This window comes from Streptomyces sp. ACA25 (assembly GCF_028200735.1).
GTDB lineage: Bacteria > Actinomycetota > Actinomycetes > Streptomycetales > Streptomycetaceae > Streptomyces.
The window spans coordinates 1-20,248 of sequence record NZ_JAQKPV010000018.1 but is presented as its reverse complement, the minus strand read 5'-3'; the positions used below and the strand labels follow the sequence as shown (position 1 = coordinate 20,248).

Genomic DNA, 20,248 nt, shown 5'->3' with positions numbered 1-20,248 from the left:
CTGTCCGCCTCGGGGGTCGCTGCTCGGCAGCGTGATACGAGCTGGACGTGCTCAGGAGGTCGTCACGAGGTGGAATGCATGCTGGTCGAAGACGTTGTTCAGGGCGGCCGGGTCGATGGCCTGGTTGGTGTCCCCGTACAGGGTGACGGGGACACCTGGGTCTATGGTCCCGTGGTGTTCGCCGTCCTGGCCGACCATGGGCACGAAGCCGCACAGTTCGACGTCGTCGGAGTGCAGGTGGCCGGCCTATCGGACGAAGGCGACGGAGCGGGTCCGGTCGCGCTCGGTGGCAAGCTGCCGGCCACCACCGAAGAGGGCCTGGTCACTCGATGACTGCGGTGGCTTCGATCTCGACCAGGTGCTCAGGTACGTCCAGCGCCGCAACGCCCAGCAAGGTGGCCGGGGGCGCCGGGTTGCCGCCCAGCCTCGTGGCCGCCCGGGTGATTCCTTCCATGAGCAAGGGCATCTTGTCAGGGGTCCAGTCAACGACGTAGACGGTCAGTTTCGCCACGTCATCGAAGGAGGCACCGACCTCTGCCAGGGCGGTGCCGATGTTGAGGTAGCACCGCTCGACCTGAGCGGCGAGGTCACCCTCGCCGACCGTGACACCGTCGGCATCCCAGGCGACCTGGCCAGCGATGAAGAGCAACTTCGAGCCGGTCGCGATCGACACCTGCTGATAGGCATCAATCTTCGGCAGTCCGTTGGGGTTCACGAGGGTGATGGGCATGCTGGTGCCTCCTTGTCATGAGTGCGTGCTGCCACTCATTTGCTCTCTTGTGGTTACTTGAGAACCGTAAGAGAGTGGTCGCTGACATGGAAGAACGCACTTTTCAGTGACTGGGGGACCTCAAGGTGACCAAGCAGTTCAGCGGATCGCCCGACGAAGCGGACCTGAGGCGCGCCGACTCACTGGCTCGTGAGATCTTCTCGGACGTCGCCAACAAGTGGGCCCTTCTGATCATCGAGGCTCTGGGGGAGCGCACCCTGCGCTTCGGTGAGCTGCGGGACGAGACCGAGGGCATCAGCCACAAGATGCTCACCCAGAACTTGCGCATGCTGGAGCGCAACGGCCTGGTCGAGCGGACGGTGTACCCGGTCGTGCCGCCGCGCGTCGAGTACACCCTCACCGAGCCGGGCCAAGCATTGCGAGTGACGATCGACGGACTGTGTGACTGGACCCACCGGTATCTCGGTCACATCGAGGCCTCCCGCCACGGCTTCGACGACTGACGGGCCGACCACCCGCCCGTCACGGCCCTCGGGCCCGGGTTGTCGGGGAACGTTCACCTGCCGGGTGCTTGCGGGTTACGGCGGCGGCGCCGGGCGTGGGCAGGCTGGTGGCATGACGAAGCGCTGGGCAGGACTGGTGGGGCTGCGGCCCGGAAGTGTTGCACGGGCCGAGGATCTGCTGACGGCCTGCGTGCGGGAGTGCGCGCGGTACGTGGCGGCCCTCGGGGAGGAGCCGGAGACCCCGGAACGGGGGCGGCTGGTGGCGGCGATCGGGACTCTGGTCGTCGAGCACACCGCGCCGGAGCCCGATCCGGACGTCTCGTTCGCCGCTCTCCTGCGGGTGGGGCGGAGGGCGCTCGACGCGGGGGAGGAGCGGCTGGCCCGCCGGGTCGCGGACTCCGCGATGGCGCTGCGCAGCCGCTCCGCGGACGCCTGGCTGCTGCGGGCGCAGTCGCTCGTGGCGATCGGGCGCCCGGAGGAGGCCGGTGACGCCTACACCCGGTACCGCGCACTCACGGCGCAGGGCGACGCGGCACCCGCGGCGACGGCCACGGCCGCCTGAGACGACGGGCCGGAGTGGCGCGGTCCACCACCATGCCACCGAGAACCTCGTCACGGCCGGGGGAGCGGCAGTGCGTGTGTCTCATGCTGGCCCCGCGCTCGGCACAGCATGGCGTGACGTACCGGGGACCGACGCCAGCCCTGCGGCGAAGACGAGGACCGCGACGACGGCGGCCGCTCGGTGGTCGGCCGGTAGTGCGATGACCGACCACGACCGTCCCTGTGGCCCCGAATACCCGAACAGCGTCACGGCCATCACCCAGCAGACCGGGGCCATCCCCGCAGCGTAGGGGCCTGCCAACGCCCACACCAGGAGCGCGGTCCCTGTCAGGAACAGCACGTTGCGCCCTGCCGCGGAGGTGAGTCCGCTGTCCGTGATGTGGCCTGCCAGCAGGCTGAGGGCCGCTGCGCAGGCGGCGGTTGCCGCGAGACAGCCCGCGTCGTGCAGAGCGAGGGGCCGCACCGTGGTCCTCTCCCAGCTGTGCAGGCGACGGCTGAGACACCACAGAAGTGCCAGGCAGACCAACAGGGGTGCGAAGAGCAGCAGGGGCACGCCCGAAATCACCTCGCCCCACGTCACCCCAGCTCCTTGACTGGGCCCTCGACGAGCTGTTGAAGCACGAGGTGTAGGTCCTGTGGCCCCGGTTTCTGTCAGGCTGCCAACTGTAACGTTGTGTCAACTGGACCGTCGTTGACTCATCGCTGCGGCTGGAGTCAGTGTTACCCACGGGAGTTGAAACCAGGCCCCACCCATCCCAGATAACTCGTGAAGCTACCGGATGCCGGAGCGAATTCGTCAGTTAAGTCGTGCTGCATCGACGGGTTCGCGACGGCTGTTGGGGCAGACAACAGTGCAACGGCACGGCCGTCCGGAGGAGGCCGGTGACGCCTGCACCCGGTACCGCGCACTCACGGACCAGGGCGACGCGGCACCCGTGGCGACGGCCGCCTGACACAAGCGTCCGGTGCGTCGCGACCGGGCACCGGGTGCTGTCGGCAGCGTAAGGGCTTCGCCGACTCCTGCCGGAGCAGCCGCTGCCCGGTGTGCCGATCGCCACCGGGGAACGACCGCCGGCGCCTATGCGTCGGCCCATCCGGCGGCGTTGGAGCCCGTCTCGTAGCTGTATCGGGTGCTGCGGTCCCAATCCTCGCCGGTGAGCTGCTCGTACGCGTCGTCGGGCACGTACAGCAGTGCCTCGGCCCAGACGAGATTGTTGGCGTAGGGCAGGAAGCGCTTTGGGTCTCGCAGTACGGCCTCGTACTCCTCACGGCCGGCTGCGACGACTGCGGCACGGGTGTAGAGGAACTGGTCGCCCGACAGGTCCTCGCCCAGTTCCCTGCGGTCCAGCCGGTACAGGATCAGGGCCAGCTGCTCGGCGAAGCCGACGACCTCGGACACCGGGCCGTTCGCCAGGCGGGCGGTCAGGGCGGCGGCGAGCGCGTCGCCCTCGGGGTCGGGGCCGGAGGAACTGCACGCTTCGATGAGCTGCCAGAAGTCGTTCTCGTTCATGCCGGAGAGCATGGCGGACGGGTGTGACAAGCCGGAGCGTGTCAGGTGCTTGCTCCGGTCGGCCGGGCGGCGGTGGCCGACAAGGATTGCGGCAGGTCACGCGGGCCGGGGCGGCGGGTGTGCGGGAGCGCCGCCCCGAGGGGGAGGCGCTCCCGCACACTTCGCCGTCAGCGGTAGCTGGGCTGGGTCTGCGCGTTCAGCTCGTGCAGCCAGACACTCCGGGCGCTGTTCGTCCGGCGGTCGGTGATCCGCAGGACGTCCAGGCCTGCCTGGTCGTTGGAGTAGATGTAGCCGTTGTAGTAGTACGCCGACCAGGTGCCGCCGAAGGTCAGCCGCTCGTCGGAGACGGGCCCGCGGTCGAAGAAGCCGATCTCCTCAGGGCTGGCGGAGTCGGTGAACTCCCAGACCGAGACGCCGCCCTGGTACCAGGACTGGACCATGATGTCGCGTCCCTTCGCCGGGATCAGCGAGCCGTTGTGCGCCACGCAGTTCTCGGTGTCGGCCTGGTGCCGGGGGATCTTGTAGTAGCTCTGGAAGTCCAGCTTCCGCTGGTCGCCCTTTCCGGTGATGTGGTAGATCCCGTTGGCTCCGTACTCGGGGCCGGTGCGCTCGTTGCAGGTGGCGGCGCCGCCGCCGCCGAGCTCATCGGTGTAGATGACCTTGCTGCCGTCCTGGCTGAAGGTCGCCGAGTGCCAGAACGCGAAGTGCTCGGGGTCCTGCACGCGGTCGAGGACCCGGGGCTTCGCCGGGTCGGAGATGTCCATGAGGATGCCGTCACCCATGCAGGCGCCGGCCGCCAGCTTGAGCTTGGGGTAGGCGGTGATGTCGTGGCAGCCGCTGGTCGCGGTGCCGGGGGAGCCGGGGTATCCGCCGTCCGGGAAGAGCACCTCGAAGCTGATCATCTCGGCCTGCTCCGGGGCCTTGCGCGGCACCTTCACGATCGAGATGCCGTCGTGCGGCGGCTGGCAGTCGGGGTAGGTGGGGTGGGGGAAGTAGGACGAGACGTAGATGTAGATGTCCCGGCGGTCCGGCACCAGGGTGTGCGTGTGCGAGCCGCAGGGGGTTTCGACGGCGGCCACGTAGCGCGGGGCGGTCTTGTCGCTGATGTCGAAGACCCGCATGCCCTCCCACGCCTCCGGATGCGTCGCCGGCAGGGCGGTGCTGTTGCAGGAGTCGTCGCTGCGCGAGGAGTCCACGGACAGGAAGAGCAGATCACCGTGGACGGAGATGTCGTTCTGCGCGCCCGGGCAGTACACCTCGGTCACGACGCGGGGTGAAGCGGGGCGGCGGATGTCGTAGATGACGAAGCCGTCGTAGTTGCCGGCGAAGGCGTACCGGCCCTGGAACGCCAGGTCCGAGTTGGTGCCCGTCAGGGATCCCTTGGGCACGTTCGCCAGATGGGTGATGTTCTTGCTGTGGACGATCTCCCCGACGCCGGGGATGTCACCCTCGGCGATCGCGGTTTCAACCGCTTTCCGGTCGTTTTCCGTGATCTCCTCGGTTGCCGGGGGGTCTTCGGTGCCGGGGGTGGCGTTGGCCGTGCCGGTGGCCAGCAGTGCGGCCAGCAGCCCGAGAGCGCCCGCTACCGCGCCGAGCCGTCGGCGCCGGGGTCTGTGCAACGACGTCACTGGTGGTGCCTCCTGGGATCCTGTGGGTTCCAAACGGAGTTGCTACGGTGCCCATCAGTATTGACTATGCATGTACACAACAACAGTCACTTTCGGGCGGGACCCGGCCCGGAACCCGCCGGAACGCCCGCGCTCCAGGAGGTCGCATGACAGACCGTCAGCTCGCCCGGACGTCAGCACTGTACGTCGGCACCCTGCTCGTCACGGCGCTCCTCGCGGGATGCAGCTCCGATGGAGCATCGGGAACGGTGGACGGGGCGGCGTCCGTGATCGCCCCGGGCAAGCCCGGCGAAGAGGCGCGGACGCTGTCGCCGGAGGAGGTGCGGGACACCGCTGAGAGTCGGCGGACCGCTCCGGGGCCGGCCGACTTCGCCTTCATGGAAATGATGATCGTGCACCACCGGCAGGCGCTGGAGATGACCGCTCTCGCCGAGCGGCACGCGGACGATCAGCGGGTCGTGCGCCTGGCGGCCCGGATCGCGGCGGCGCAGGACCCGGAGATCGCCGTCATGGAGGCCTGGCTGGAGCAGCACGGCGAGCACGACGGCCACGGTGACGACGACGGCCACGGCGATGACAGCCACGGCCAAGGCCCGGCGGCACACGAGGGGATGCCGGGGATGGCCACCCCGGAGGAACTCCAGGCGCTCGGGGCGGCTCGCTCCACCGCGTTCGACACGCTGTTCCTGGAGCTGATGATCACTCATCACGAGGGGGCCGTGCACATGTCGGCGGAGGTGCTGGCGGAGAGCGGGGAACAGGCCGTCACCGAGCTCGCCACCGAGATCGCCGCCCAGCAGAACGCCGAGACCGGCCGGATGCGGAACCTGCTGCGCGACCTGTGAGGATGCCGTCCGCCCGGATGGTGCGGGCAGCCTGCCGGGTGTGCCGGGTGTGCCGGGTGTGCCGGGTGTCCGGTCGGCTCCGGGGGTGGTCCTCGGCGCGTCACCAGTGGGCGGGGATGTGCGGACGGGCCTCGGCCAGCGCGGCGGCGATGGTCGGCCCCGCCGCCAACGGCTGATGCCGCCGAAGGCGGAGCAGCAGGTCCATCTCCCGGGCGGTGAAGTCCGGGACGATCACCCCGCGGTCCGCGCGGCGCCGGAGCAGGGCCAGTGAGGTCGCCGCCGACTGGTAGCCGGCGACCGCCCGGGCCCCGGCCGGGCCGTGGTCGCGGCGGGCCAGCCGGCGGGCCAGGGCACGGGAGCGCAGGGAGCCCAGGGCGTGCGGTTCGGGTTCGGCGAGCCAGCCTGCCTCCGCGTACGCCGGGAGCGTGTCACGGATGGCGCGCAACTCGCTCTGCTGCGACCACACCGCCAGCCAGCCCAGCAGGCCGAGCAGCGGCAGCATCAGCAGCAGGTAGACCGCGCCGAAACCCAGCAGAGCCAGCGAGGTGGAGGCGTTCCACGCGGAGTGCAGGCCCATCGCGGCGGCCAGTCCGGTCACCGGCAGCAGCACCCGGCACACCTTCCGGCGCACCGGCAGCAGAGCCGCGAGCCCGAACCCGACGCCGGTCAGGGCGGTGAAGAGCGGATGTGCCAGCGGAGCCATGACGATGCGGACGAAGAACGTGGTGGCGGTGGCCGAGTCGATGGCGGGGGTGCCCAGCATCCGGTCATCGGCGAAGGCACTCCCCAGGTAGAGGATGTTCTCGGTGAACGCGAAGCCGGTCGCGGTGACGCCTGCGGTGACCAGCCCGGCCGTCACCCCGTCGAAGGCGCCCGGCCGGTGCAGGAAGAGCAGCAGGATGGCGGCGGCCTTGGCGCTCTCCTCGATCACCGGTGCGACCACGGTGAGCTCCAGGGTGTCGGCCCGCGACGGGGCCATGGACGCGGTGTCACCGGTGAGCCACCCGACCACCAGCCCATTGGCGACCAGGGCCATGAGGGTGGCGGCGCAGGAGCCCCAGGCGAACGCGAAGGCCAGGTTTCGCCACGGTCTGGGCTCCACGCGGTCGATCCAGCGGAACAGCCCGAGGAGGAGGGGCAGCGGCAGCAGCGCCAGGCCGAGGCCGACGAGGAAGCCCTCCGGCCCGGTCTCCTGACGCACCAGGATCATCACCAGCACCCCGCACAACCCCAGGGCCGCGCTGACTCCGAGGGCCCGCAGGACGTAGCCGTGCCGGTGCCACCACGCCGCGGCACCGGAGGGGGCGGAGCGGCGCGGAGGAGAAGGAGAGAGGGTATCCGGAGGAGCCTGCCGGTGCACCCGATCGACTGTACGGCGTGACGCACGGTGCCGACAGGTCACACGGCCGGTCCCGGCCACTGAGGGCCGGCCGTTACGGCGTCCGGCGGAAGATCAGATCACGCACCTCGTGCCCCTTGGACAGGCCCTGGCGCTCGAAGCGGGTCAGCGGGCGGTACTCCGGCCGCGGCGCGAAACCGCCGTCCGGCGCGGTGTTGACGAAGGACTCACTGGCCGTCAGCACCTCCAGCATCCGCCGCGCGTACGGCGCCCAGTCGGTGGCGCAGTGCAGCAGGGCGCCCGGGGCCATCCGGGTGGCCGCCAGTTCGACGAACTCCGGCTGGATGATCCGCCGCTTGTGGTGCCGTTGCTTCTGCCAGGGGTCCGGGAAGAAGATCCGCACGCCGGACAGCGAGGCCGGCGGCAGCATCTCCCGCAGCAGGATGATCGCGTCGCCGTTGGCCACCCGGACGTTGGTCAGACCGCGCTCGGCGGCCAGCCGCAGCAGATTGCCCTGCCCGGGAGTGTGCACGTCACTGGCCAGGATGCCGGTGCCCGGGTCGGCGGCGGCCATCTCCGCGGTCGCCTCGCCCATCCCGAAGCCGATTTCCAGGACCACGGGCAGCCCGCCGAACAGCTCGTCGAGATCGAGCACGGAATTGCCGTCGATCTCCAGCCCCCAGCGCGGCCACAGCTCGAGCAGGGCGGCACGCTGGCCGGAGGTGACGCGGCTGCGGCGGGGCTGGAAGCTGCGGATGCGGCGTTCGTGGCGTGCACCGGCCGGGTCGGCGGACGGGCCGCCGCCGGGCGGGAACATGGTGGGTTTGTCAGACACAGTGCCTCGATGTTACGTGCCGCGCCCGGGTGCCCGTCGCCCTCTCCCACCCTGCCGCCCCCGCCCCTGCTCCCACCCTGCCGCCCCCGCCCCGGAGCACTCCGGGGCGGGGACGGCCGTGGCTCACAGTTGCCGCAGCACCCGGTCCGCCACCTCACGGCCGATCGGGAAGCAGGCCGTGGCCGCCGGGGAGGGAGCGTTCAGGACGTGCACGGTGTGCGGGCCCTCGGTGATCCGGAAGTCGTCCGCGAGCGTCCCGTCGGGCAGCACCGCCTGCGCGCGCACCCCGGCGGGCGCGGGCAGCAGATCGGACTCGGTGACGGCCGGCAGCAGGCGGCGCACCGCCCGCGTGAAGGCGCGCCGGGACAGCGAACGGTGCAGCTCCCCGGCACCCGCCCGCCAGTGCCGGCCCGCCAGCCGCCACACACCCGGGTACCCAAGTGATTCCGCCAGTTCCCCCGGACGGCAGGTGCTCCAGCGGTAGCCTTCCCGCGCCATCGCCAGGACCGCGTTCGGACCGACGTGCACCTGGCCGTCCCAACCGGTGGTGAGATGGACACCGAGAAACGGGAACGCCGGGTCGGGCACCGGGTAGACCAGCCCGTGCACCAGCTCGGCGCGCTCCGGGCGCAGCGTGTAGTACTCGCCGCGGAACGGCACGATCCGCAGCCCCGGGTCGTCCCCGGCCAGGCGGGCGATCCGGTCGCTGTACAGGCCGGCGCAGTTGACCATGACCCGGGCGCGCAGCACCTCACCGCGGGCGGTGCGCACCGCGACCCCTTTGCCGGGGCGACGGTCGACCGCCAGGACCGCGGAATCGCCGCGCAGGTCCGTCATGGTGCCGAGCCGGTCCGCCACCGCCGTGAAGTCGCACACCCCGGTGTTCTGTACATGCAGTGCGGCGAGGCCCCGGACGTGCGGCTCCCGCCGGGCGAGCGCGGCGGGGCCGAGCTCGCGCACCGGCACCCGGTTGCTGCGGGCCCGCCGTGCCAGCTCGCCCAGCCGCGGCAGCTCCGCGCGGCTGGTGGCGACGATCACCTTGCCCGGCAGCGCGTGCGGGATGTCGTGCTCGGCGCAGAACGAGACCAGCTCGGCCCCGCCGGTCACCGCGAAGCGCGCTTTGAGCGAGCCGGGCCGGTAGTACACCCCGCTGTGGATCACTCCGCTGTTGCGGCCGGTCTGGTGCCGGGCGGGCCCCGGCTCCTTCTCGAGCACGGTCACCGCGAGGCCGGGCCGCGCCGCGCGCAGCGCGTGAGCGGTGGCGAGCCCCACGATGCCGCCGCCGACCACCAGGACGTCGCAGTCGTACCGGGGGCGCCCGGCCCGCCCGCCCGGCACGGGTCGTCGGGCGGACCCGGACGCCCTGGACGCCCCGGAGAGGCTGCCGGAGTCAGCCATGCCGTGTTCTGGTGCGTGCCCCTGTCATGTGCGACATCATGCCGGAGCGACGAGGAGCGGGCGAGCAGCCTCCCGGAGCTCTTGGACCAGCGGTTCGTTGTCGTACGGTTCCAGCCGGTGCAGCAGGTCGCGCACGTAGTCGGTGGTCCGTGCCGAGGAGATGCGGTTCGCCACCTCCACCGCCCGGGCCCCCACCGCACAGGCCGCGTCCAGGTTCCCGGACTCCAGCTCGGCAACCGCCGCGACCACCAGCCGCAGCCCGTGCGAACGCACGAACTCCTCGGTCGGCTCGGACAGCGCCTGCGCGGTGAAGCGCCGCACCTGCCCGGGGATTTTCAGGTCCGCGTAGCACTCCGCGGCATCCGCGGCGAGCCGGTCGTAGGCGTAGAACTCCAGCCAGCTGGGGTCCGCGTCACCCGGGCGGGAGCGCTCCAGCCAGCTCTCCGCGGCGGACAGCGCCGCGGCACAGGCCACCGCGTCGTTGTCCTTCGCCTGCGCCCTCGCCTCCACCAGGTGGAAGAAGCTCATGGTCCGGGCGGTGGCGAGCCCGCGGTTGCGTTCCAGGGCAGCCTGGGCGAGATCGACGCCCTCGTCGGCGAAGCCCCGGTAGGTGGCCTGCAGCGACATGGAGGCCAGGACGTAGCCGCCCAGCGGCACATCGGCCGCCGCCCGCGCCAGCCGCAAGGCCTGGATGTAATACCGCTGTGCGGCCTCCTGGTGGCCGGTGTCGAACGCCATCCAGCCGGCCAGCCGGGTCAGCTCGGCCGTCGACCGGAAGAGCGAGCGCCCCACCTCCTCGCTGTAGCTGCCCAGCAGCAGTGGTGCCGCGTCCGATCGCAGACACTGCGGCACCATGGAGGAACGCCAGTCACCGCCGCCGTACTTGGAGTCCCAGCGGCGGGCCTCCACGGCGGCCTCCTGGAGCTTCGCCACATCACTGTGCCCGACCCGGGCCCCTGGGCCGTGGGCCGCCGCCCCCGGCTCCGTGTCGGAGCCCGCAGCACCCGCCGGCCCCGTGCCGGGAGCGCCGCCGGACCCGGCCCGGGCGGCTCCCTCGCGGGGCGGCCCGTCGCCCTCGGCCGTCTCCCGCGCCACCGTGGCGTCGGCGGGGGAGATCAGCCAGCGGGAGACCGGCGTGGCATAGGCACTGACGGCGAACGAGCCCGCCAGCGTCTGCCAGAGGCCCCGGCCGGGAGCCGAGTCCAACCGGTACAGCTCGGTGGCGGTCCGCACCGCCGCCGGCACGCCCCTGGGGAACGCCAGGCCGATCTCGGGCGTCGGATCGGTGTCGGCCAGCCCTATCTCGTGCAGCGGGACCGGCCGGCCGAGCTTGCTGCCGATGGCTGCCGCTATCAGATGCGGGGCGGAGCCCTGCGGCACCATGCCTTTGGTGACCCAACGGGCGACGGAAGTCTTGTCGTAGCGCAGCGTCAACCCCCGCTGCCGGCCGAGATCGTTGACCCGGCGGGCGAGTCCGGCGTTGCTGATACCCGCGAGGGCGAGGACGGTACCGAGCTTTTCGTTCGGCCCGCGTGGCTCCCTGGACATGCGCGCACCCCTGACACACACCGACGGCGACCCCGTGCCCGGCACAGAACCTTCCGCACTTCCGTGAACCCAGCGTAGTTCGGCACGTTCTGACCGTTAAGAGGTTCGACCCCGGATGGCTGGACTTGTACCTTCCCGTGCTGTCCCGGCGTCCCGGGCGCCCCGCATTCGTCCACCAGTGCGACGCGCCCGGCCGGAAGTGGATTGTGCTCCGGGCATGTGGCCGTGCGCCGCCGCGTGCGCTCTGTGCCGGTGAGCGGCGGAGGCCTTGGATGAGAGCCGCGTGGGTCGGCCCGCCGCACCGGGCCGCCGACCGGCCGGAGCCGGCCGCCACCGCCGTCCCCGCTGGTGACAGAGGTGCCCGCGAAGTGAGCAGCACCTCCTGGAACCCGACTTCGCCCCCGCCGGCACGCAACCGCACGACGGCCCTGTTCCCTACGGACATTGGCCGGAAAGAGCCGGTTTCCCGCCGCCGGAGGCCGGACCGGCCGCTTCGTCCTGCCCGTTTAACTGCCCCCCCGGTGTGCACCGTTCCCGCCCGTGCCGTGGCAGCATGGCCTCAGCACCAGGTGGTTGCCCGCGTGACCTGCGGGCTAGATCTTCCATAGGGGAGGCGGCGATGCGATGGTTGGTGGGATGGTGCGGAGCCACCGCCGGCGCACTGCGCGACGTTCAGCCGCTCGGTGCCCAGCCGCTCTGGGACGGACCCGACCCGCTCTGGGCGGTCGGCGACTGGCGCCCGGACGAGATCCGCCTCGTGCACGCCGACGGCGACACCCACCTCGCCGTGTTCGGCTACTGCGGAGCCGACGACGCCCAGCTGCGCAGCTCCCTCATCTCCGCCCGGGCCGGAGCCCTGCGCAAACTCACCACCTGGCCCGGCAGCTACACCGCCGTCGCCCGGTTCGGCCGCCGCACCGCCATCCCCGCCGACCTCGCCGGCAGCCGCCCCGTCTTCCACACCCCCTGGGCCGGCGGCACCGCCTACGCCACCGCGGCCCTGCCGCTCGCCGACCTCACCGAGGCCCAGCTCAACATCCCCCACCTCGCGGCCGTCCTCGCCTGCCCGGAAACCCCCGAAGCGCTCGGAGACGGCACCCCCTACTCCGGCGTCCACCGCGTCCGGCCCGGCCACGCACTGGTCCTGCGCGAAGGCGGCAGCCGCGACATCGTCGACTACGAGCCCGCCACCCCGCTCGTCGTCGCCGCCCCGCCCGTCGAACGCGAAGCCGCCGTCGCCGGTGTCCGCGAAGCACTCGTCGACGCCGTCCGCACCCGGCTCGCCGCCCCCCGCCACACCGCACCCGACCCCGGACCGGTACCCGGCATGGGGCCCGCCGACCGGCGCACCGCCCGGTCCGGCCCCGAACCCGCACCCGGCGTCGGCGCCGACCTGTCCGGCGGCACCGCCTCCGGCACCCTCGCCCTCCTCGCCGCCGGGCTGCCCGGCAAACCGGGCACCGTCTTCGGCACCGGCGACACCCTCGCCGGAGAACGGCTCCTCGCCGTCACCTTCAACGACCTGACCGCCGGCACCCCCGCCGCCCACACCGCCCGCCTCGCCGAGCTCGAACGGGCCCGCGCCATCGCCGCGAACCCCCGCCTGCACCACATCGTCGTCACCGGCGACGAAACCACCCTCCCCTACGCCGAGCTGGACAGCGGCCCGCTCACCGACGAACCCGGCCCCAGCCTCGTCAGCGCCGCCCGGCACCGGCACCGGCTCGCCGCGGGCAGCACCGACCACCTCATCGGCAATGGAGCCCGGCAGGTCCTCGACGCCCACCCCGCCCGCCTCGCCGACCTGCTGCTCGACCGGCACCGCCGGCACCTGCTGCGCCCCGTCCGGGCCCTGGCCAAAGCCAGCGGCAACGGCCGGTCCACCATGTTCGTCCCCTTCACCGTCTACCGCGCCGCCCGCCGCCTGGCCCGCACCCCCTACCCGGAGGGCCTGGCCGGAGCAGCCGTGCGACTGCGCGAGTCCCCCGACGACGCGGCGGCGCTCACCGACGGCGCCCTCGGCGCCTCCCTCGCCTCCCTCGCCTGGAGCCGCCCCGGCCCCGCCGCCCGCTGGCTGACCGGAGAAGCCCTCGCCGAGGTCTCGATGCGGCTGGAAGGAGCAGCCCTGAGCCCGCGGTCCGCGCACGCCACCGGCCGCCCCGGCGTACTGCGCGCCCGCGCCGCCCTCGCCCACCACGCCGCCGACCACCGGATCTTCCAGCAGGCCACCGAAGCCCGGCACCAGCGGCTGCACGCACCCTTCTACGACAACCAGGTGGTCCGGGCCTGCCGCGCACTCCCGGAAACGCTGCGCGTCCAGCCCGGAGCACGACCGGACGTGCTGCGCGCCGTGCTGCACAGCGCCGGCGTCCGGGAGCTGCCCCCCGGCTGGGGCGCCACCAACCGCATGCAGCAGGCCGAAACGGTGCAGGCCGGGCTGCGGCTGGCCGTCGGGGACCTCGTCGACCTCTTCGAAGCACCGCTGCTCGCGGACGCCGGCCTCATCGAGGCCCGCGTCGTCCGCAGGGCGCTCCGCGCCGCCGCCCAGGGCGAACCGCTGCCGCTCGACGGACTGGCCGAGCTCGTCTCCATGGAAGTGTGGCTGCGCCGGCTGATGGCCCGCCGGGGCTCCTGCTGGACGGGCGAGGGCAACCGCGAACCGCGCGCGGTCAGCAGCGGCGTCAGCCCCTGAACCGCCGTCAGGCCTGACCTGTCGTCAGCTGTGACGCGCCGGCTGCCCCGACCCCGGTGGGGTGGCACGCCCTCAGCGGCAGCTGATCTCCGACTCCGCCCAATCGGCGAACGCCGCGGCACTCCACACGCCGTGCGGCCGCGCGTCGAGCCGCAGTGTCCGCACCCCCGCCAGCGGGACGTGCAGCGGCACCGCGGCCTCGCCACTGCGGAGCACCTCCGACCGCCACAGCAGCTTCCCGTCCCCCCACGCGGAAAGCACCGCCGCCCCCGCGTCCGTGCTGAGATCGTCGATGCCCGCCCGGGCCCGGTAGGACGTGCACGCGCGGTTGAGGTCGATCGACACCGAGGTCCGGGCCGTCAGCGTCACCCCATGCGCGTAGTGCCGGCCACCGATGGCCAAGCCATGACGCTGCCACAGCCAGCCGCTGCGCACGGCCGGCTGCCGCCCGTCGCTCACCGCGACCCGGGGAAGCTCCGCCACCACATACGTCGTCACCCCCGCGGCGTCCTCCGCGGCACGCCCCGGTTCCTCAGCGGGACCCTCCGGCGGCGCCCCGGGCACCGGACCGGTCGTCGCATCATCCCGCTCCCACTCCCGCTGCTCCTGCTGCGGGACCGGAACCGTGGCCGGAGCAGGAGGGAGCGCCTCCGGCTCCCGCTCGCCCCCGGAAGCCGAACCGGGGGCGTGGCCGTCACCGGGCGTCGGCTCCGGCACTGCCTCCGGAACGGACTCCGCGGCCGGCCCGGAAGCCCCCGGAACCGGACCCTCCGGCACGGCGGCGGGCGGCTCCTCCCGAGGCGCGGCGGGCTCCGGGCCCTGCCCGGTCTCCGGAAGCGGCGACCGCGGACCGGGCGGCGCGGACGGCGGTTCGAGCGACTGGCTCTGCTGCCCGGGCACCGAACCCCCGAGCAGCGCCATCGCCAGCACCGTCGCGGTCACCGCGACCGTCACCGTCGCCGCCAGCCCGGCCTTCACCGCGGCTGCCAGACCCCCGGCCGCCGGCCCGCCCCCACCCGCCGGCCGACGCCCACCGGCACCGCCCGACCCACCGGACCCCGCACCGGCACCCGACCCCGGAGCGGCCCGGGGGGCTAGCCAGCCGATCACCGCGACCGGCAGCACCGCACGCAGACGGATGTCCAGCGAACCGGCCTCCTCAGCAGCCGCGCCGCACGCCGTGCACTCCGCCAGATGCCGGCACAGGGCGCGCGCCACCCGCATCCGGAGACCGCCGGTGACGAAAGCGCCCAGCTGATCAGCATGGCGGGCGCAGTCCCCGCCCGCCGCCAGCGCACGACTCACATGCGCCTGCAGGTACGCCTGCCGCAGACCCTCCCGGGCCCGGTGCGCGAGACCTGTCGTGGCCTCCGGAGTCAAACCCACCAGCATCGCCACCCGCTGCGCGGAGGCGTCCTCCGCGGCGGTGTGCCACAGCACGGTCTGCCAGCGCTGCGGCAGCGAGCGGTAAGCCCGCACGATCATCGACCGTTCGGCCTCCAGCATGGCCTGCACCTGAGCCACCGGGGCCCCCGGGCCCGCCAGGCCCGCGCCGAAGCGGAGCAGGGGGCGCGGCGGCACCGGCCGGTGCCGCCCGGCAACTCCATCCGCCCGCCCCGTGGTGACCGCTGCCACCGCCGTCACCGCGAACTCCGCGAACTCCTCGACCAGGCGCTCCCGCCGGGGAGTACCCGCCCAGCCCGCGGCGATCCACCGCACCGAGGTGAGCAGGTACGCCCGCACCGCCGTCTCCGGACCCGCCCCGCCACGCACCGCACGCCAGGTCGCGGAGAACACCTCGTCCGTCAGGGCGCCCGCCGACTCCACATCCCGGCAGCACAGGCGCGCGTAACGGCGCACGGCATAGCCGTGACGCCGGTACAGCTCCTGATACGCCGCCGCGTCACCCACCCGCATCCGGTCCACCAGCGCCAGATCCGCCACCAGGGAACGGTCCGGGACCGGGGCCCGCTGCCGCGGGAACGCGCCCCCCGCGGGGGCCGCGTGCCGACCGGGAAACCCACCGCCGGAGGCCCCCGCAGCACGGCCGCTCCGGGCCAGGCGGCCCGGGCTCGCGGAACCGTCCTGCTCCTCAACGCTCATGGCGGCAAAGCCCTCGTACCCTCTGTCGCTGTCCGGCTACGCCCGTAGCGTGCCACACGAAAGACGCGCCTTCGTCCGGGGAACGCGAGAACCACTCGTCCGGGCGTCACCGTGCGGCGGGCCGCAGCCCCTGCAACAGAATCTCCAGCAATCTGGCCGAGGCCACCGACTGACGCCGCGCCTCGCCCAGCGCCGGCGGAATGGTCGCGATGACCAGCACCACATCGCCCACCAGCACGTCCGGCCGCAGCTCCCCGGCGCTCCGAGCCCCCTCCACCAGCCGCTCCATCACCGCAAGCAGCTCACGCGCGTCCGACCGCTGCGCGGAGCCGGCCCCCTCGGTGCCCCGCTGCTGCGGGACCCGGTCCGCCGGACCACCGACCGCGCAGGCGGTGAGCAGCTCCGGAGGCAGCAGCCGGCCGGTGCCGGAAGCGGCCGACGCCCGCACGAAGCACTCCAGCGCACCCCAGGGCTCCGGCTCCGACTCCAGCGCTTCCCATGCCCGGTCCGTCAGCACCCGGGTCTCCTCGTCGGCGATGTGCTGAACCAGCGCCTCCTTGCTGGGGAACCGCCGGTAGACGGTCCCCACCCCCACCCGGGCGCGGCGGGCGACCTCCTCCATCGGCGCGTCGTAACCCTGCTCGGCGAACACGTCCCGCGCCGCACTGAGCACATGCCGCAGGTTGCGCTGCGCGTCCACCCGTAACGGCTGTGCGCGGGAGGACTGCCGCGGCAGCCGCCGTGACGCCTCTCCCGGGCGGTCCGGCCCGCTTGCGGCCGGCTCCTGTCGTGCATCCGGTTTCTGCTGTGTCCACATGTGTGCTTCCCCCCGTACCGCCGTCTCCCCCGGAGACGCCTCGGCGACCCTTCGGAGAGGTGCAGCCCACCTCTCCCCGCAGACGAACATAGTTCAGGCCCCCGGCACTGAGAAGGGGACGAACTTCGCGAGCCGACCGCCCGATCGGAGCATCCCCGGCCACAAGCTGTGGACAAATGCCGCCCGCCCGGTGCCTCATGGTCAGGTGACGGCACAAGCAGCGGAACAAGCAGCGGGACACCCGGCCAAGGCCGAACGGTCCACCCGCATCCTCGTGGCCGGCGGCGGCTCCGTCGGCCTGTACGCGGCGCTGCGCCTCCAGCACAGACTCCGGCGCGAGCTGGCACGCGGCGCCATCGAAATCCTCGTGGTCAACCCCGAGCCGTACATGACGTACCAGCCGTTCCTTCCCGAGGCCGCCGCGGGCAACATCTCGCCCCGCCACGTCGTGGTGCCCCTGCGCCGGGTGCTCAAGAGCTGCCGATTCCTTCCCGGCGAGCTGACCGCGGTCGACCCGAAGGCCCGGATCGCCGAAGTCTGCAGCCTCGGGAGCAAGGAGGCGGGCAGTCCGCCGAACCGCATCCCGTACGACGAGCTGGTGCTCGCCCCCGGCTCCGTGTCCCGGACCCTCCCGGTCCCCGGCCTCGCCGAACACGGCATCGGATTCAAGACCGTCGAGGAGGCCATCGGGCTGCGCAACCACGTCCTGGAACAACTCGACATCGCCTCCTCCACCCGCGACCCGGATGTCCGCGACGCCGCCCTCACCTTCGTCTTCGTCGGCGGAGGCTACGCCGGCGTGGAGGCGCTGGCCGAGCTGGAGGACATGGCGCGCTATGCCTGCCGCTACTACCCGAACATCCACCCGCGGGAACTGAAGTGGCTCCTCGTCGAGGCCAGCAACCGCATCCTGCCCGAGGTCGGGCTCAGCATGGGCCGGTACGCGCTCCGGGAACTCCGCGCCCGGAACATCGACGTGCGGCTCGAAACCCGCCTCGACTCCTGCACCGACCGGGTGGTGGCGCTCAGCGACGGCTCCCGGCACCGCACCCGGACCCTGGTGTGGACCGCCGGCGTCAAGCCGCACCCCGTCCTCGCCTCCTGCGGACTTCCTCTCGACGACCGCGGGCGGCTGCGCTGCACCCCGGACCTCCGCGTCGAGGGCGCCTCCCACGAGTGGGCCGCCGGGGACGCCGCTGCCGTCCCCGACCTGAGCGCCGACGACCCCGGCCCCGACGGGCGGCTGCCGCTGTGCGCCCCCAACGCTCAACACGCCGTGCGCCAGGCACGGAGACTCGCCGACAACATCGTCGCCCGGCTGAACGGCCGGCCGCTCACCGACTACCGGCACTCCTACCGCGGTTCGGTCGCCTCCCTCGGACTGCACAAAGGCGTTGCCAGGGTCTTCGGCCGACGGCTCAAGGGCTACCCGGCCTGGCTGATGCACCGCACCTATCACCTCAGCCGGGTGCCCACCGTCAACCGGAAGGCGCGCGTGGCTGCCGAATGGACCCTTGCGGGGCTCTTCAAACGTGAGATCGTCTCCCTCGGCTCGTTGGAGCACCCCCGCGCCGAGTTCGAGTCCGCCGCGGGCGCCGCCCAGCGCCCTGACGGACCCAGCCGGCCCGGCGGATCCTAGGACCCCGGCGGCCGCACCTGGAGCGGGCGGGGTGCCCCGGCCGGCCGCAACAACATCAGACATGAACCGGATCGGAACGGATCGCTGTGAACTTGACGCGCTGGGGCCTCCGGCTGCCCGGAACGCAGAGGCGCAACGCTGCCGCAGCCGGCCGGTCGGAGAACGGCACGCCCTCCCCGCAGGCCGCGGGCGCCCGCCCGCCGGGAACCCGCGCCGTACCGGCGGCCCGCGGTGAGCTCCCTGACGCCGCCGAGGCCCTGGCCTCCGTCCGCCGCGTCGATGTCGCAGCCGTCCATGAGCTGCTCGGTCAGGTCCCCACCCCCGTGGCCGTCGTGCACGGAGCGGAGCACCGTGTCGCCTACGTCAACGACGCCTACACCGGGGTGTTCGGTGCCCGCACGGCGGGCGAGCCCGCCCGGGCGGCGCTCACCGAACTCGTCGAGCTGGGTCTGCTGCCGCTCATGGACCAGGTGCGGCGCAGCGGTACCCCCCGCACGCTGAAGTCCCGGCGGGTGGTCGGCGAGGTCCGCAGCAGCTTCTTCACCTTCACCTGCACCCCGGTCGAGCTGAAGGTGAGTGACGAGGAGGCGGGCCGGGGGGTGCTCGTCTTCGCCACCGATGTGACCGACCAGGTGGTCTCGGCGGAGCGGCTGCGGGAGAGCGAAGGCCGGCAGCGCGCCGCCGCCGTCACTCTGCAGCGCAGTCTGCTCCCCCAGGAGCTGGAACAGCCCGATGACCTGCGGGTGGCCGCGATCTACCAGCCGGGCGGCACCGAGGCGGCGGTCGGCGGAGACTGGTACGACGTCATCACGCTGGGCGCGGGCCGCACCGCCGTGGTGATCGGGGACGTCATGGGCCGAGGGGTGCGCGCCGCGGCGGTCATGGGGCAGCTGCGCACCGCCGTGCGCGCGTACGCCCGGCTCGACCTGCCGCCCCACGAGGTGCTCCAACTGCTCGACGTGCTCGCGGCCGAGATCGATGCCAGCCAGATCGCCACCTGCGTCTACGCCGTGCATGACCCGAACGAGAGCACTCTGGTCTTCGCCTCCGCCGGGCATCTTCCGATCTTCGTACGACAACCGGACGGCACGGTGCTCCGGGCCGCCGAGCCGACCGGCCCACCGCTGGGCACCGGCGGCTGGGTGCACGACTCCGGCACCCTGCCCTTCCCCCGTGGCGCCAGCGCGGTGCTGTGCACCGACGGGCTGGTCGAACGCCGGGACGCCGACATCGACGTCGGGCTGGACGCGCTGCAAGCCGCCCTGGCCGGGTCCGTCGACAGCCCGCGGATCATCTGCGACCGGCTGCTCCGTGCCCTCGGTATCACCGAGGAGCACGACGACGACGTCGCGGTGCTGGTCCTGGCCAACCCCGAGCGGACACCGGAGGAGGCGCTGCTCTTCCGTGGCGCGGCCCTGGAACTGCTCGGCGGAGTGGAAGCCACCCCCCGGGCCCGGGCCTTCGCCGACGGGGTGCTCGCCAGCTGGCGCTTCCCCGACGAGCTGCGCGAGCTGGGAGTGCTCACTGCCAGCGAGCTCGTCGCGAACTCGGTCCAGCACGGAAAGGCCCCCATGCGGCTCCGGCTGCGCCGCACCGACCGACGGCTGATCGTGGAGGTCACCGACGGCGACGAGCACCTGCCGCGCCGTCGCCAGGCGCAGCCGGCCGACGAGGCGGGGCGGGGCATCTCCATCGTGGCGGCCGTCGCCAGCGACTGGGGCACCCGCCGGCTGCCCGAGGGAGGGAAGGCGGTGTGGGCGGAGTTCACCCTGCCCGCTCCCCGGCCCGAGCCGGGGAGCACCCGCAGCAGCTGAGGGCCGGTCGATGCGCGGGGGAGGCGCACTCGGGCGCCCCTGGTGTCCTCTTGACGCCGGGGCGGGAGCTGGTTTGACGGTGCCGGACCTCCTCCGTATAGTTGACCGGGTTGCCGCGGGGCTGCCGAAGCCCAGTGGCAATTTTTGCCCCCTCCGGTGGCAACCACTTCGAGAGTTCTCCCGTCAGGGTCTCTTTCGGCTGCTGATTTGCAGTCGGCGGACGATTTTGAATTCGGGCGAAGATCCTCTACGGTGGGGCTCGCGCCGGAAGGTGCGAACAACTCCT

At 72.8% G+C, this 20,248-nt stretch carries 17 protein-coding genes; 7 read left to right on the top strand and 10 right to left on the bottom strand.

Going from position 1 to position 20,248, the window contains the following annotated elements:
- The first annotated feature begins 78 nt into the window (after nt 1–78).
- Nucleotides 79–333 carry a hypothetical protein gene (locus PJ985_RS21680; protein WP_271685572.1) on the top strand — a complete coding sequence of 85 codons (255 nt, stop codon included), beginning with the start codon at nt 79–81 and terminating at the stop codon, nt 331–333.
- Here PJ985_RS21680 and PJ985_RS21675 read toward each other — a convergent pair.
- The gene (locus PJ985_RS21675) at nt 323–730 is read right to left on the bottom strand and encodes a RidA family protein (protein WP_271685571.1); all 408 of its coding nucleotides are present in this window, start codon (nt 728–730) and stop codon (nt 323–325) included. The two genes, PJ985_RS21680 and PJ985_RS21675, sit on opposite strands and share 11 nt — an antisense overlap.
- A gap of 125 nt (nt 731–855) precedes the next feature.
- On the opposite strand from PJ985_RS21675, the gene PJ985_RS21670 reads away from it, so the two are divergent.
- Together PJ985_RS21670 and PJ985_RS21665 are read left to right on the top strand one after the other, a co-directional pair.
- A complete protein-coding gene (locus PJ985_RS21670; protein ID WP_271685570.1) occupies nt 856–1,233 on the top strand; it encodes a winged helix-turn-helix transcriptional regulator in 378 nt (125 codons plus the stop codon).
- 112 nt (nt 1,234–1,345) lie between these two features.
- Complete coding sequence (locus tag PJ985_RS21665; protein ID WP_271685569.1) at nt 1,346–1,795, top strand: hypothetical protein; 450 nt, start codon at nt 1,346–1,348, stop codon at nt 1,793–1,795.
- Nucleotides 1,796–1,876: 81 nt separating this feature from the next.
- Here PJ985_RS21665 and PJ985_RS21660 read toward each other — a convergent pair whose 3' ends face one another.
- The 3 genes from PJ985_RS21660 to PJ985_RS21650 form a co-directional block, all read right to left on the bottom strand.
- On the bottom strand, nt 1,877–2,374 hold the full coding sequence (locus tag PJ985_RS21660) for a hypothetical protein (RefSeq protein ID WP_271685568.1): 498 nt from the start codon (nt 2,372–2,374) through the stop codon (nt 1,877–1,879).
- A 498-nt stretch (nt 2,375–2,872) separates the two neighbouring features.
- Nucleotides 2,873–3,304 carry a DUF4240 domain-containing protein gene (locus tag PJ985_RS21655; RefSeq protein WP_271685567.1) on the bottom strand — a complete coding sequence of 144 codons (432 nt, stop codon included), beginning with the start codon at nt 3,302–3,304 and terminating at the stop codon, nt 2,873–2,875.
- A gap of 167 nt (nt 3,305–3,471) precedes the next feature.
- Nucleotides 3,472–4,932, bottom strand: a complete 1,461-nt coding sequence (locus tag PJ985_RS21650) for an LVIVD repeat-containing protein (RefSeq protein WP_271685566.1) — start codon at nt 4,930–4,932, stop codon at nt 3,472–3,474.
- A 146-nt stretch (nt 4,933–5,078) separates the two neighbouring features.
- Here PJ985_RS21650 and PJ985_RS21645 point away from each other — a divergent pair, with 146 nt between their 5' ends.
- Nucleotides 5,079–5,777, top strand: coding sequence for a DUF305 domain-containing protein (locus PJ985_RS21645; RefSeq protein ID WP_271685565.1), 699 nt, complete (start codon nt 5,079–5,081; stop codon nt 5,775–5,777).
- Nucleotides 5,778–5,877: 100 nt separating this feature from the next.
- Here the strand turns inward: PJ985_RS21645 and PJ985_RS21640 are convergent, their stop codons facing one another.
- The 4 genes from PJ985_RS21640 to PJ985_RS21625 all read right to left on the bottom strand — a co-directional run bounded on the left by PJ985_RS21640 (nt 5,878) and on the right by PJ985_RS21625 (nt 10,897).
- Entirely contained in the window at nt 5,878–7,137 is a 1,260-nt protein-coding gene (locus tag PJ985_RS21640) for a PrsW family intramembrane metalloprotease (RefSeq protein WP_271685564.1), read from the bottom strand.
- A 73-nt stretch (nt 7,138–7,210) separates the two neighbouring features.
- Nucleotides 7,211–7,933: a tRNA (guanosine(46)-N7)-methyltransferase TrmB gene (gene trmB, locus PJ985_RS21635; RefSeq protein ID WP_271685606.1), complete on the bottom strand. Its 723-nt coding sequence runs from the start codon at nt 7,931–7,933 to the stop codon at nt 7,211–7,213.
- A 141-nt stretch (nt 7,934–8,074) separates the two neighbouring features.
- Entirely contained in the window at nt 8,075–9,349 is a 1,275-nt protein-coding gene (lhgO, locus tag PJ985_RS21630; protein WP_271685563.1) for an L-2-hydroxyglutarate oxidase, read from the bottom strand.
- A gap of 36 nt (nt 9,350–9,385) precedes the next feature.
- Nucleotides 9,386–10,897, bottom strand: coding sequence for a hypothetical protein (locus PJ985_RS21625; protein WP_271685562.1), 1,512 nt, complete (start codon nt 10,895–10,897; stop codon nt 9,386–9,388).
- 619 nt (nt 10,898–11,516) lie between these two features.
- Between PJ985_RS21625 and PJ985_RS21620 the strand changes: the two genes are divergently transcribed.
- The gene (locus tag PJ985_RS21620) at nt 11,517–13,589 is read left to right on the top strand and encodes an asparagine synthase-related protein (RefSeq protein ID WP_271685561.1); all 2,073 of its coding nucleotides are present in this window, start codon (nt 11,517–11,519) and stop codon (nt 13,587–13,589) included.
- A 72-nt stretch (nt 13,590–13,661) separates the two neighbouring features.
- Here the strand turns inward: PJ985_RS21620 and PJ985_RS21615 are convergent, their stop codons facing one another.
- Both PJ985_RS21615 and PJ985_RS21610 read right to left on the bottom strand, forming a co-directional pair.
- The gene (locus PJ985_RS21615) at nt 13,662–15,533 is read right to left on the bottom strand and encodes an NPCBM/NEW2 domain-containing protein (protein WP_271685560.1); all 1,872 of its coding nucleotides are present in this window, start codon (nt 15,531–15,533) and stop codon (nt 13,662–13,664) included.
- Between the two features lie 265 nt (nt 15,534–15,798).
- Nucleotides 15,799–16,392 (bottom strand): TetR/AcrR family transcriptional regulator, encoded by a 594-nt coding sequence (locus PJ985_RS21610; protein ID WP_443033561.1) that lies wholly within the window; start codon nt 16,390–16,392, stop codon nt 15,799–15,801.
- Nucleotides 16,393–16,714: 322 nt separating this feature from the next.
- Between PJ985_RS21610 and PJ985_RS21605 the strand changes: the two genes are divergently transcribed.
- Entirely contained in the window at nt 16,715–18,148 is a 1,434-nt protein-coding gene (locus PJ985_RS21605) for an NAD(P)/FAD-dependent oxidoreductase (protein ID WP_271685559.1), read from the top strand.
- Nucleotides 18,149–18,234: 86 nt separating this feature from the next.
- Nucleotides 18,235–19,962, top strand: coding sequence for an ATP-binding SpoIIE family protein phosphatase (locus tag PJ985_RS21600; protein WP_271685558.1), 1,728 nt, complete (start codon nt 18,235–18,237; stop codon nt 19,960–19,962).
- The last annotated feature ends 286 nt before the right edge of the window (nt 19,963–20,248 follow it).

What these genes read in the sequence shown, in the direction of transcription:
- PJ985_RS21645 (WP_271685565.1), top strand. Translation starts at nt 5,079, where the DNA reads ATGACAGACCGTCAGCTCGCCCGGACGTCAGCACTGTACGTCGGCACC.
- PJ985_RS21680 (WP_271685572.1), top strand. Translation starts at nt 79, where the DNA reads ATGCTGGTCGAAGACGTTGTTCAGGGCGGCCGGGTCGATGGCCTGGTT.
- trmB (WP_271685606.1), bottom strand. Translation starts at nt 7,933, where the DNA reads ATGTTCCCGCCCGGCGGCGGCCCGTCCGCCGACCCGGCCGGTGCACGC.
- lhgO (WP_271685563.1), bottom strand. Translation starts at nt 9,349, where the DNA reads ATGGCTGACTCCGGCAGCCTCTCCGGGGCGTCCAGGGCGTCCGGGTCC.
- PJ985_RS21665 (WP_271685569.1), top strand. Translation starts at nt 1,346, where the DNA reads ATGACGAAGCGCTGGGCAGGACTGGTGGGGCTGCGGCCCGGAAGTGTT.
- PJ985_RS21675 (WP_271685571.1), bottom strand. Translation starts at nt 730, where the DNA reads ATGCCCATCACCCTCGTGAACCCCAACGGACTGCCGAAGATTGATGCC.
- PJ985_RS21625 (WP_271685562.1), bottom strand. Translation starts at nt 10,897, where the DNA reads ATGTCCAGGGAGCCACGCGGGCCGAACGAAAAGCTCGGTACCGTCCTC.
- PJ985_RS21655 (WP_271685567.1), bottom strand. Translation starts at nt 3,304, where the DNA reads ATGAACGAGAACGACTTCTGGCAGCTCATCGAAGCGTGCAGTTCCTCC.
- PJ985_RS21620 (WP_271685561.1), top strand. Translation starts at nt 11,517, where the DNA reads ATGCGATGGTTGGTGGGATGGTGCGGAGCCACCGCCGGCGCACTGCGC.